10 protein-coding genes are annotated in these 12,387 nt (G+C 69.5%); 4 read left to right on the forward strand and 6 right to left on the reverse strand.

Annotated features, from left to right (window positions below; translation table 11 throughout):
- Positions 1-17: 17 nt before the first annotated feature.
- A complete protein-coding gene (locus FB471_RS13370) occupies positions 18-1,664 on the forward strand; it encodes a DNA repair helicase XPB (protein ID WP_141998314.1) in 1,647 nt (548 codons plus the stop codon).
- A 7-nt stretch (positions 1,665-1,671) separates the two neighbouring features.
- Here FB471_RS13370 and FB471_RS13375 read toward each other — a convergent pair whose 3' ends face one another.
- Positions 1,672-2,508: an alpha/beta fold hydrolase gene (locus tag FB471_RS13375; RefSeq protein WP_141998316.1), complete on the reverse strand. Its 837-nt coding sequence runs from the start codon at positions 2,506-2,508 to the stop codon at positions 1,672-1,674.
- Between the two features lie 64 nt (positions 2,509-2,572).
- Here FB471_RS13375 and FB471_RS13380 point away from each other — a divergent pair, with 64 nt between their 5' ends.
- A complete protein-coding gene (locus FB471_RS13380; RefSeq protein WP_141998318.1) occupies positions 2,573-3,160 on the forward strand; it encodes a CGNR zinc finger domain-containing protein in 588 nt (195 codons plus the stop codon).
- A 102-nt stretch (positions 3,161-3,262) separates the two neighbouring features.
- Here FB471_RS13380 and FB471_RS13385 read toward each other — a convergent pair whose 3' ends face one another.
- Positions 3,263-4,138: an SGNH/GDSL hydrolase family protein gene (locus FB471_RS13385; RefSeq protein ID WP_141998320.1), complete on the reverse strand. Its 876-nt coding sequence runs from the start codon at positions 4,136-4,138 to the stop codon at positions 3,263-3,265.
- 181 nt (positions 4,139-4,319) lie between these two features.
- Here FB471_RS13385 and FB471_RS13390 point away from each other — a divergent pair, with 181 nt between their 5' ends.
- Complete coding sequence (locus FB471_RS13390) at positions 4,320-5,078, forward strand: DUF4253 domain-containing protein (RefSeq protein WP_141998322.1); 759 nt, start codon at positions 4,320-4,322, stop codon at positions 5,076-5,078.
- A gap of 137 nt (positions 5,079-5,215) precedes the next feature.
- Here the strand turns inward: FB471_RS13390 and FB471_RS13395 are convergent, their stop codons facing one another.
- Positions 5,216-6,643 (reverse strand): M20/M25/M40 family metallo-hydrolase, encoded by a 1,428-nt coding sequence (locus FB471_RS13395; protein ID WP_141998324.1) that lies wholly within the window; start codon positions 6,641-6,643, stop codon positions 5,216-5,218.
- Between the two features lie 21 nt (positions 6,644-6,664).
- Positions 6,665-8,773: a M4 family metallopeptidase gene (locus FB471_RS13400; protein WP_141998326.1), complete on the reverse strand. Its 2,109-nt coding sequence runs from the start codon at positions 8,771-8,773 to the stop codon at positions 6,665-6,667.
- A gap of 523 nt (positions 8,774-9,296) precedes the next feature.
- Here FB471_RS13400 and FB471_RS13405 point away from each other — a divergent pair.
- Positions 9,297-9,923, forward strand: a complete 627-nt coding sequence (locus FB471_RS13405) for a nitroreductase family protein (protein WP_142001878.1) — start codon at positions 9,297-9,299, stop codon at positions 9,921-9,923.
- A gap of 15 nt (positions 9,924-9,938) precedes the next feature.
- Here FB471_RS13405 and FB471_RS13410 read toward each other — a convergent pair whose 3' ends face one another.
- Positions 9,939-10,511 (reverse strand): type 1 glutamine amidotransferase domain-containing protein, encoded by a 573-nt coding sequence (locus FB471_RS13410; RefSeq protein ID WP_141998328.1) that lies wholly within the window; start codon positions 10,509-10,511, stop codon positions 9,939-9,941.
- An 85-nt stretch (positions 10,512-10,596) separates the two neighbouring features.
- Positions 10,597-12,288: a M14 family metallopeptidase gene (locus FB471_RS13415; protein WP_246076390.1), complete on the reverse strand. Its 1,692-nt coding sequence runs from the start codon at positions 12,286-12,288 to the stop codon at positions 10,597-10,599.
- Positions 12,289-12,387 lie beyond the last annotated feature (99 nt).

Consider the following 12,387-nt stretch of genomic DNA (forward strand, 5'->3'; position numbering starts at 1 on the left):
TTGGTATAAAGGGGGACGTGACCGATGGCCCGCTGATCGTCCAGTCCGACAAGACCGTCCTGCTCGAGGTCGATCACGACCGGGCCGACGACGCCCGGATCGCGATCGCACCGTTCGCCGAGCTGGAACGCGCCCCCGAGCACGTGCACACCTACCGGGTCACGCCGCTGGCGCTGTGGAACGCCCGCGCCGCGGGACATGACGCCGAGCAGGTGGTGGACGCGCTCACCAACTACTCGCGATTCCCCGTCCCGCAACCACTGCTGATCGACATCGTGGACACGATGGGCCGGTTCGGCCGGTTGCAGATCGCCAACCACCCCGCACACGGCCTGGTGATGACCACCACGGATCGGGCGGTGCTGGAAGAGGTGCTGCGCAGCAAGAAGATCAACCCGATGCTCGGCGCGCGGGTCGACGAGGACACCGTGGTCGTGCACCCCTCCGAGCGCGGGCGGCTCAAGCAGGGCCTGCTCAAGGTGGGCTGGCCCGCCGAGGACCTCGCCGGCTACGTCGACGGTGAGGCGCACCCGATGTCCCTGGTCGAGGACACCTGGGCGTTGCGCGACTACCAGCGCCGGGCCGTGGAGTCCTTCTGGGCGGGCGGCTCGGGCGTGGTGGTGCTGCCATGCGGGGCTGGCAAGACCCTCGTCGGGGCCGCGGCGATGGCACAGGCACAGGCGACCACGCTGATCCTGGTGACCAACACGGTGGCCGGCAGGCAGTGGAAGCGGGAGCTGGTGGCCAGGACCTCGCTCACCGAGGAGGAGATCGGCGAGTACTCCGGCGAGCGCAAGGAGATCCGCCCGGTCACCATCGCGACCTACCAGGTGATGACCAGGAAGAGCAAGGGCGAGTACAAGCACCTCGAGCTGTTCGACTCCAGGGACTGGGGGCTGGTGGTGTACGACGAGGTGCACCTGTTGCCCGCCCCGGTGTTCCGGATGACAGCCGACCTCCAGTCCCGGCGCAGGCTCGGGCTGACCGCGACGCTGGTGCGCGAGGACGGCCGGGAGGGCGACGTGTTCTCCCTGATCGGGCCGAAACGCTACGACGTGCCCTGGCGGGACATCGAGGCCCAGGGCTGGATCGCCCCTGCCGAGTGCGTCGAGGTTCGGGTGACCCTGACCGACAACGAGCGCATCACCTACGCCACCGCCGAGGCCGAGGAACGCTACCGGCTCGCCTCCACCGCACAGACCAAAACCCCGGTCATCAAGTCCATTGTGGATAAACATCCCGGCGAGCAGACCCTGGTGATCGGCGCCTACCTCGACCAGCTCGAGGAACTCGGCGCCGAGCTGGACGCCCCGATCATCCAGGGCTCCACCAAGAACAAGGAGCGCGAGTCGCTTTACGAAGCCTTCCGCCGCGGCGAGCTGAGCACCCTGGTGGTGTCCAAAGTGGCCAACTTCTCCATCGACCTGCCCGAGGCCTCGGTCGCGATCCAGATCTCCGGCACCTTCGGCTCCCGCCAGGAGGAGGCCCAGCGACTCGGCAGGCTGCTGCGCCCCAAGGAGGACGGCAGGCAGGCGCACTTCTACTCGGTGGTCTCCAGGGACACCGTGGACACCGAGTACGCCGCGCACCGGCAACGCTTCCTCGCCGAGCAGGGCTACGCCTACACCATCATCGACGCGGACGACCTGCTCCGTCCGCTGTAGCCGAGCCTCAGCCGAGGAAGCGGAGTAATTCCGTGGTGGTGTCGTGCGGGTTGTCCTCGGGCAGGAAGTGCCCGGCGTCGCGGATGATGACCCGACGGGCGCCCGGGATCGCGGCGGCCAGCCGGGATCCGGTGTCCGGAGGCAGCCACTGGTCCCGCTCACCCCACAGCACCAGGGCCGGCACGGTGATCTCGGCCAACCGGTCCGCGACCGCACGAGTGTCCGCTCCGCGTACCGCGGCGACCTGGTCGATCCAGCGTTGCTGGCCCGCGGACCCCGCCCACGGGGCGAGATAGGCTTCGAACACGGCTTCCGGCAGCGGGTGCCGGGTGGCGGTGCGCAGCCGCGCGGCGATGATGTCGGCGAAGACGTGCGGTGGCATCGTCCGGTAAGCATCTTCGTACCGCTGCATATGCTCGGTGAACGGGGTGATCCACGGGTCGAGCACCGCGGCGTCCAGCAGGGCGAGCCTGCGGGCGGGTACGCCGTGCAGCAGGTGTGCCCTGAGCACCACGCCGCCGCCGATGTCGTGCCCCACCAGGCCGGGCGCCTCGAGGCCCCAGTGCTCGAGCAACTCGGCCAGCGCGCGGGCCTGCTCGGCGATCGAGGGCGTGCTGCCGGGACCTGTCCAGGACTCGCCGAAGCCCAGCAGGTCCCACAAGTACACGGTATGCCGGCGGGCGAGCGAGGCGGCGACCGCACGCCACAGGTAGGACGAGGCCGGAGCCCCGTGCACCAGGACCACCGGCGGCCCCTCGCCGAACACCGCGGTGGCGGCCTCCCCACCGGACACCCGGACCCGCCGGGTGAGCCGCCAGGTCCCGGTTGCCGTGCTGGTACTCATCTCGCGCCCTCCAAGCTAATGGATATAGTCATCTTTATCCGGTTACACTAGCAGGAGGTAAGGGTTGAAGATAGCTTTTATCAATTACCGGCACGGTGCGGAGCTGGCTACCGACCTGGTCAACACCTCGGCCATGGTGCGACGCGCCACCGGCGAGGCTTTGCCCGGCCCGGCCGCACTGACCCGGTTCCTCGCCGAGCACGAGGTCCGGCCGGACGCCCTTGCCGGCGGGCGGCAACCGGCCGAGGAGGAACTGGCCGGGGTACACGCGCTGCGGACGGAGCTGCGTGCCGTACTGGAGGCCCGCACCGAACACGACGTCGTCGACGCGGCGACCACGCTGGTCATGCGCGCAGGGGCCGGGGTGGGCCTTGCCCCGGACGAGGAGGGGCGGTGGCAGTGGTACCTGGCCACAGCCCCGAAAGCGACGCTCGCCGGGGAGCTGGCCGCGCTGGCTGGCGCCGGGTTACTCGGTGCGCTGCGAACGTTGGGACACGACCGGTTCCGGCGCTGCGCATCCCCGGAATGCGAGGGGATGTTCGTGGACACCAGCCGGGCCGGACGCCGCCGGTACTGCATGCCCGAACTGTGCGGCAACCGGCTCAACGTGGCCAACCACCGCGCCCGCAAGCTGGGAGCCCAAAGCCCCTGAACGTGGCTTTCCGGACGTTGAGCGTCCCAATAGTGGCGTTCGCAACGCTGAGCGCCGCGAACGCCACGTTCAGGGCCCCCCAGGGGTACGCACAGCAGTCGGTCAGGAGCGGCCGAGGGTGGCGAGTATCTGGCGGGCCTGGTTGCGTGAGCCGAGCCCGTTGGGGTGCACCGGGACGGCCGGGGATGTCGGCAGGATGCCCTCCACCCACTTCTCCCCCGGCGGCTCGCACATGTCGTGGCCGATCGAGCTGGTGTAGGTGTCCACGAACACGGCGCCCTCGGCCGCGGCCCGCTCGGCGAGCATCCGGTTCAGCAGCTTGGTGATGTCCCGCAGATAGGGCGCGTCCCCCCTGGCGATCGGCACCAGCGGCCAGCAGTTGGCACCGGAGTCCGGCAGCAGGCTGGGGTAGCCGACCAGCAGCACCTCCGCATCCGGCGCGCGGTCCCGGATTCCGCGCAGCACCGCGCCCACCTTGGGCCCGACCGCCCGCACCTTCGCGGCCAGCTCGTCGGTACCGGCCGAGACGTAGAAGTCCTTGCACGGCGAGCCGGCCGGCGCCACCAGGCCCATGCTGCCGCAGGTGAGCACCACCTCGGCGAACGGAATGTCGTTCCCGCCGATGCCGACCGTCACCAGGTCGGTGCCCGGCCGCAGCGCGTCGAACTGTGGCTGGTTGACGATGCCCCATTGCGGTTCGGCCATGTGCTCGGTGGTCGCGCCACCGCAGCTGACATCGGTGAACTCGCTCGGCTCCAGCCTGTGCGCGACCAGGGAGGGGTAGTTGCCCGCGGACCTGGCGCAGGGCAGCTGCACCCGCTCGGGGAACATCGGGCCGGTCGAGGTGAACGAGTCGCCCAGCGCCACGTAGGAGGAGTACGCGGCTGGTTCGGCGGCTGGCTCTGCGGCGGCGGGCGGGGCGAGCGGCAGGGTCGCGGCGGCGGCGACGGCCGCGAACGTGGCCAGGGTACGGCGCATAGCGGTCTCCTCGACGGTGAGCGACTGACTACTACTCTTCAGTAGCCTACTGGAGAGTAGTGTGATGGAACACACAGCGGCAAGCCCTCGAGCCACCCCGACCCCTGCCACGCCGGAACTGTCGTATCCTCGAACTAGTGTTCGACACAATGACCCGAACGCTCACGTCGAGGAGATCACCATGACCGTCACCCGGCTCCACACGCACAGCCCGCTGCCCGAACTGGGGCTGCCGCCGGGGCACTGGCACGGCAGGCTGTGGGTGAGCGAACGCCCGCTGGACGAACCGGACCGGTACCCCGCCTGCGTGGCCGCGCACCCGGATTCCGGGCTGTGGCCGGTGCTCATCCCCGGCGATCTCCGCTTCGAGCTGGGCGGCGAGGACTGGATCCTGGACCGCGACTGGATACCACCCGCGCGAGATCAGGTCCCCGGTGTCGATGCCGCCGCGACCTTGGCCGGGTGGTGGGGCAAACCGTGCTGTGCGGGGCACTGCCTCGACCCGTTCGGGGCGGAGTTTCCCGGGCTCGCGCGCCGAACACCCCGAAGGGCCGATCCGCTCGCCGAGGCGGGCAACACCGGTTCGGTGCTGGCCAGGCAGGGAAACAGCAGGCTCGGCCTGGTGGCCACCGAACGTCCCGCCGACATTCCCGCGCTGCTCGGCTGGCCCGGCATGATCAACACCACCAGGGACGTGGCGGCGATCTCGGCCGTGCTGCGTAGCTGGGAGGATCGGTTCGGCGCCGTGCTGCTCTCGCTCGGCTTCGACACGCTCGAGCTGTCCGTGGCCGCGCCACCGAAGACCCCGGAGCGCGCGCTCGTGACCGCGGCCGAGCATCGGGCGTTCTGCCTGGAGAACTTCACCAGCCGGCAGGGCGACCTGCGCGAGTTCGCGGACGACCTGCTCGGCGTGCGGCTGTGGCGCTTCTGGTGGGACTGACCGAGCGTCCGGGAACCAACTGACACCTGCGGTGGTGCCGCGCGTCTCCAGCCCAGCACTGAGCTCGAGCGAAGGCTGGGGCCACCGGCACGGTGTGCCGGCAGCCCCAGCGGGACGGTGCCTACTGAAAGGGGAACTCAGCAGGCTCCGAGGTCGCTCCACACCGCCCAGGACCGCGGGTCACCGGGCTCGGCACCGGAGGAGTACCAGGTCGACTCCCACTCGTGCCCGGCATGCGACACCACATCACCCGGCGCATAGTTTGCGGCCCCGTCCCACGCCGGGGAGTCACATCCCGGCGGTGGCCCACCGTCGCCAACCGTCAGCGTGAACGACGCCGTGCGATCGGCTTCGGCCCCGTCTCCCAGCACCGTCACCTGGCTGGTGCCGGTCGGGGTGTCGGCCGAGGTGGAAACGGTCAGCACCGAATCCGCGCCCGACTGCACGGAAGGAGGGTCGAATGACGCGGTAGCACCGCTCGGCAACCCGGAGGCACTCAGCTGCACCGCCTGCGGCTGCCCCGCCGTCACCTGTGTGGACACCGTCACGGTCACCGACTCGCCCGGCTCCACCGAGCCCGAGGCCGGGTTCACCGACACCGAGAAGTCGTTCTGCTCGGTGCCACCGACCGCCATCTGCCACACCGCGTAGGCGATCGCGTCGCTGTTGTGGTCCAGCGGCGCGGTCGCGATGTTGCTGATGGTGTCGCAGGAGCGGTGGTAACAGGAGTCGAACGCCGCACCGGCGGTGCCGCCCCACTTCTGTTGCTGCGCGGAGCTCTTGCGCGACCCCGCCCCGGTGAACAGCCCGCCCACCGGGATGCCAACACTCTTGAACGAGGAGTGGTCGGACCGGCCGTCGGTTGCGGTGGCCCGCTCGGTGGGCACCCCTTCCGACTGGAAGTACTCGTCGAAGACCGCCTTGATCGAGGCCACATCGTCGTAGACGAAGTAGCCCCAGTTCCGCGACCCGATCATGTCGAAGTTCAGGTACGCGTCGATCCGCGACCGTTCCGTGCCGGAAAGCGTGGACACGTAGTACCGGGAACCACGCAACCCGGACTCCTCATCGGCCCACCAGGCGAAACGCACCCGCTTGGCCATCGCCGGGTCGGCCTCCGCCAGCTCCAGCGCGACCTGGAGGATCGCGGCGGAGCCGGTGCCGTTGTCGTTGATACCCGGCCCGGAACCCACGCTGTCCAGGTGTGCCCCGAGCATGATCACCTGGTTCGGGTCGCCCTCCGGCCACTCGGCGAGCAGGTTCTCCGACTGCGCCGCGCAGCTCGTGCAGCGCTGCCTGGTGACGTCGTATCCCGCCGCCCGCAGCTCTTGCTCCAGGTAGGACACCGAGGCGTCGTAACCCCTTCCGGGAGCGCGATTACCGCCATTGCGGTTGGCGATGCTCTGGAACTCGTTCAGATGCGCCTGCACGTCGGACACCGCGATATCCGGTGCGGCCACGGCCGTGGCCGGTTGCGCGGTGGCCACCGGCGAGGGGAACGCCACGGCCACGGCGAGCCCCGCTACCGCCGCCACCCCCGAACGCAGGAGTTTCTTGACATTCATGGCATGTAGTCCTTCCTCGCCTCAGCAGGCGCCGAGGTCGCTCCACACTGCCCAGGACCGCGGGTCACCGGGCTCGGCACCGGAGGAGTACCAGGTCGACTCCCACTCGTGCCCGGCATGCGACACCACATCACCCGGCACGTAGTTGGCGGCCGAATCCCACGCCGGGGAGTCACATCCCGGCGGCGGACCACCATCACCCACCGTCAGCGAGAGCTGGACGGTGTGGTCGATGTCCACACCGTCCCCGGTGATGGTCACCTGGCTGGTGCCCTCCGTGGTGTTCGCCGAGGTGGCGATCGTCAGCACCGCGCTGCCGCCGGACTCCACCGAGTCCGGGTCGAAGGAGGCGGTGGCACCGCTCGGCAGACCGGAGGCACTCAGCTGCACCGCCTGCGCGTCGCCCTCGGTCACCTCGGTGGACACCGTCACGGTCGCCGACTCGCCTGGCTCGAGGGACACCGAGCTGGGGTTCAGCGAGAGCGAGAAGTCGTTCTCCACCGGCGGCTGGTTGTCGCAGGTGGGTTCCCCGCCGACCGCCGACACGCTGACCGCGTTCCACGCGGCCTTGACCGTGTCGAACTCGACGCAGCTGTTCGGGAACAGGGTCTTGGCGGACTCCAGGGTGGCAACCCTGGCCTGCCGGTGATCCCAGCTCGAGGTCTTGCGCAGCAGGCCGTTGTAGAAGATCTTGCCGGCCTTCTGGATACCGATACCGGTGATCGAGGAGTTGTCGCAGGTCGGGCTGGAGGGCATACCGTTGCCCGGGTTGGAGCCCTCGGCCAGCAGGTAGAACCAGTGGTTCTGCGGGCCCGCCGCCGCGTGCACCTCGGTGTTCGGGATGGAGGAGGAGTAGCAGTTCGGGTGCCCGGCCCGGGAGGGGTCGTTCATGTACCGGATCGGGCCGCTGCCGACCAGGTTGACCTCCTCGCCCACGTCGTAGTCCGGGTCGTCGTTCGGGTTCTGCGCGTAGAACTCGGTGAGCGCCCCGAAGATGTCCCCTGTGGACTCGTTCAGCCCACCGTTCTCGTTACCTCGCCCGGCGCCGCCAGGGGTGGTCTGGAAGATGGCGTGCCCGTACTCGTGCCCGACGACGTCCATCGGGGTGACCTGCCTGCGCCCGTCCCGGGAGTGACCGAAGCTGGTCGAGCTGCCGTCCCAGTAGGCGTTGACCGCGTTCAGCCCGACGTAGGCGGGGAAACCGCCGCCCTGGCCGTTGATCCCGTCCCGGCCGAGCCACTCGCCGAGCATGTCCCACTCGGTCTGCGAGGCGTACAGCGCGTCCACGCACGCCGTCTCCAGGTCGGTACCGGAGCCGTTGCCCCAGTTGTCGTCCGAGCCGGTGAAGACCTGGCGCGAGTTGTAGTTGCCGCAGCTGAGCCCGCGCCGGTTCGGGTCGCGCGTCGAGTACTGGCCACCGGAGGAGGTGGTGTCGATGGTGACGTTGCCGTTGTAGTAGCCGTTGCCGCTGCCCAGCGCCGCGGGCCGCTCGTCAGCGGCCGCGGCGGCACCGGCCAGTGCCGACCGCTTCACCTCGTCCCTGGTGTCCAGCACGGCCCCGGATCGCGCGTCGACGAAGACATGCAACCTGCTCGGCGCACCGGCGTCGGTGCCGGTGACGAGTACCTCGTAGGCCAGCTTCGGGCTGTCGCCCGCCAGCACCACCAGCTCGGGCCCCGCCTCCACGCTGTCCACAGTGGTCAGCTGCTGGCGGGCGGTGCGCTCGGCACGCTCGGCGGTCACGTCGGCGTGGGTTCCGATCGTGATCGACGCGGTGTCCGCGCTCACGGTGTCGCGCACCGCGCCCTCCCCGTCGGCCACGACGACGGCATCGCCGCCGACCACGGGAAGGCCCTGGTAGGAGCGCTCGTAGGCAACGTAGAACAGGCCGGCGGCGCCGGGGGTGACGCCGACCCGCCGGAACGTCTCCGCCGGTCCCTTCTTCAGTTCGTCGAGGCCGATCGCGGCGGCCTCGTCGGCGGCCGAGGTGGCCAGTGCCTCCGGCGGTGCCGGCTGTGCAGCCGGGCCGGTGCCGGTTTCGGCGAGGGCGGGCATGGATGACATGCCCGCCGCGAGAGCAAGGCCGGTTATCGCGGCCAAGCCCGCTCGTCTGGTTCGCAGGGATTTCATGTGGCGCCCTCTCCTCAGGCAGGAATACGGCACCACCACACATCGCGCGATCGGCTCATCCTATTGAGGTTATGGATTATGCATAACCTCGATAACCGACCCCAAATGTCGCGGTGGTACCTGATCACAGGGTGAGGACAGTTAGCGCCACCACTCCGGACGTCGTCAATGCGACATCCAGCCTAGTTCCGGCAAACAGATCAATACGATGGTCTTGAATCGGATACCAAACGGACGCAGGCCTGGCATCCGACGAATATTTTCAAACTTTGGTCGCAATTACCAGTACGCGAACAGGTTCGCATTACCAATTTTCGACCTGGTCCGCCGCTGAAACCCGGTCCGGGCGGGGTGTTCGATAAACGGACGTTTGAGCACGAAAATCGGTGCAGAGGGGTTCAACAGCGGGCCACTGGTTGACATACTCGCGCCCGTGACGAACTCGAACCCCGCCTCGAACGGCGAACGCTGGGTCTCCGTGCACGGCGAGCCCTACCACCCGGCGCCCTACCGCCCCGCCCGGATGTCCGCCGACGAGTCGCTGGCCACGGCCGCGCGGCTGCGCCACCGGATGGACGAGCGGCGCACGGTACGGATGTTCTCCGCGGATCCCGTTCCGGAGCAGGTGGTGCTGGACGCCATCGCGGTGGCCTCCACCGCGCCGAGCGGGGCACACCAGCAGCCGTGGACCTTCGTGCTGGTCACCGACCCCGAGGTGCGCGGGCGGATTCGTGAGGCCGCCGAGCGGGAGGAGCAGATCTCCTACGCGGGCAGGCTCGGCGAGGAGTGGCTGGCGGCCCTGCGCCCGCTGGGCACCGACGAGGTGAAGCCGCACCTCACCGAGGCGCCGTACCTCATCGTGGTGTTCCAGCAGCGATTCACACCGCTGGCGGACGGCGGCGTGCGCAAGCACTACTACGTCGACGAGTCGGTGGGTATCGCCGTCGGGATGCTGCTGACCGCGCTGCACCTGTCCGGGCTGGCCGCGCTGACCCACACTCCCTCGCCGATGAAGTTCCTCGGCGAGGTGCTGAACCGGCCGCGCAACGAGAAGGCGTTCGCGGTGATCCCGGTCGGCTACCCCGCGGAGGACTGCGTGGTGCCGGACCTGGTTCGCAAGTCACTGGACCAGGTCCTGGTGCGGGTCTGAGCGCCCGGTTGCCGGTCAGGCGCTGCGGGCCTGCGCGCGGTGCGCGCCCTCACCGATCTCCTCGACCAGCTTGGCGCAGAAGGCGGGCAGGTCGTCCGGCTTGCGACTGGTGACGAGCCCGGCGTCCACGACGACCTCCTCGTCGACCCATTCGGCCCCGGCGTTACGCAGGTCGGTCCGCAGGCTGGGGTAGGAGGTGAGCCTCCGGCCACGCACCACATCGGCCTCGATCAGGATCCACGGCGCGTGGCAGATCGCGGCCACCGGCTTCTGCTTGGCGAAGAACTCGCCGGCGAACCGGACCGCGTTCGGCACGGTGCGCAGGAAGTCCGGGTTCGCCACCCCACCGGGCAGCACCAGTGCGTCGTAGTCATCCGGCGAGACCTCGGTGACCATCCTGTCCACCGGGAACGTGTCCGCCTTGTCCAGGTGGTTGAACGCTTGGATGGTTCCGGGACTGACGGACACCAGCTCCGGTTCGCCGCCCGCGTCCCGCACCGCCTGCCACGGTTGGGTCAGCTCCACCTGCTCGGTGCCCTCCGGCGCCACCAGGAAGGCGACCCGGCGTCCGGTCAGCGTCTCCGACACGAGTTCGTCCCCTCGACGAGTGCTGGTTGGTACGCCCGCCGGTTACCCCCGCGGCCCGGTACGCAAACCGGGCCGCGGGTCCCGCTCAGCGTCGCCAGCGCGCGGCGCAGCGGGAAAGGTCGACCGAGACCCGCTCACCCCGCTCCGCCGTCACCCGCACCTCCTGCAGCACCGTGCCGTTCGGGCGGGCGCAGCGCAGCGTCCAGCTCTCGGCGATGGTGTGCCCGGTGCGGTCGGGCCGGACCGAGGGGTTCACGTCCCAGGTGAACGCACCGGACGCGGTCATCGTCGAGGTCAGCCGGTTGTGGAAGGGCAACCGGTGCCCGGCGGAGCCGTCCGGGCGCAGTACCGGCGCGGTGTACTGGGTGAAGGTCTTCTCCAGGCTCAGCCGCGCGCCACGGGGAGCCTTCCCGGTGATCACCGAGTGGTACTGGCGGTCGGCGGCCACCTCGAACTGCCGCAGCAGGGCCTCCCGCACCCCGCCATCGGCTCCGGTCGCCGAGCCGGTGCCGAAGTACTGGTCGATCACGCCCCGCTGGTACGGGATGTGGAAGTTGTTCCCGCCCAGTTCGAACTCGAACCCGAAGGTGCCGGTGGTGAAGTAGGCCCACTCCCCGGTGCTCCCGCTGGTGTCGTACAGCTGGTACGACGGGATGCTGTGGTATCCGGTCGCGTCGCCGAGATCCGCGCCGATGGCCGCATAGGTCTCCTCGTCCGCCGTCAGCGGTGTCGTGGACTGTTGTGGCGGGCGCAGCACCAGCCCGCCGTAGTTGTGCACGCTCTGCAGCGAGGTCACCTGGCGCTCGGAGACCAGGTCGACGACGTTGCGGACCTCCGGTTCGGAGAACGGGCCCGCGCCCCGGTAGGTCTGGCTGGCCGGGTTCGTGCTCGCACCCACCCCGCCCCAGTTCACGCCGTAGTTACGGTTCAGGTCCACGCCCAGTCGCGCGTTGTCCGCGTCCGCGCACTGCGCCGGGGTGGCACCCTCTCCGTCGGTGACCCGGCAGTTCTTGCGCTTGTACTCGGTGATGTAGCTGCGTGAGATGTCGAAGCCGTCCGGGTTGACGATCGGCACCACGATGATGCGTGCCTGCCGTAGCAGGCCGGTGATCCGCGGGTCCTCGCCCTCGGACCGCACCAGGTCGATGGCGAACTCCATGGCCACCTCGGCGGTCGGCCATTCCCGGGCATGATGGTTGCCAACCAGGAGGAAAACCGGCCTGCCGTCCCGCGCCGCGACGTTATGTCCTATCTCGACACCCCGGACCGTCTTGCCCAGCAACGACTTGTGCGGCAACTCGATCGGCTTGACCAGATCAGGGCGCTCGGCGACCAGCCCGGCCAGCTCGGTGCCGTAGTCGGCGTAGGTCCGGTAGGTGTTGCGCCCGCTCGGCAGGTCCGAGGGTGCCATCGTGCGGGCACGTGCCTCGTCCTCGGCGAGCACCTCCCTGGTGTGTGCCGCCAGGTCCGGGATCACCACCGTGTAGTCGAAACCTGCCTGCCGCAGGCGCCGCATGTCCTGCTGCCCGTGCGCGAAAACCTCGACCGACCCCGCCGTGCGATGCTCCGCGAGGTCGAGCCCGGTGCCGACCAGGTCCGCCACCCGTTCCTCGCTCGGTGTGCTGACTCGCAGCAGCGACACCACCTCGGGCTCCGGCGCCCGCGCCGTCGCGGCGGGTACCGTCCCGGCGCCCAGCACGCCGGTGAGCAGCATGGCGCCGGCCGCGAGCATGCCGGTGACCGTCGTGAATCCGCGCCCCATGAATCGCACTGGCATACCCCGCACCTCCGTTGTGAATCACCCGGTCCCGCAAGAAACATAGGAGGTTTCGTTAGCCACCCGAAAGGTCCGTTCGGGCTGCTACGAAAGTCGGTC

The sequence above is a fragment of the Amycolatopsis cihanbeyliensis genome (assembly GCF_006715045.1).
Taxonomy (GTDB): Bacteria; Actinomycetota; Actinomycetes; order Mycobacteriales; family Pseudonocardiaceae; genus Amycolatopsis; species Amycolatopsis cihanbeyliensis.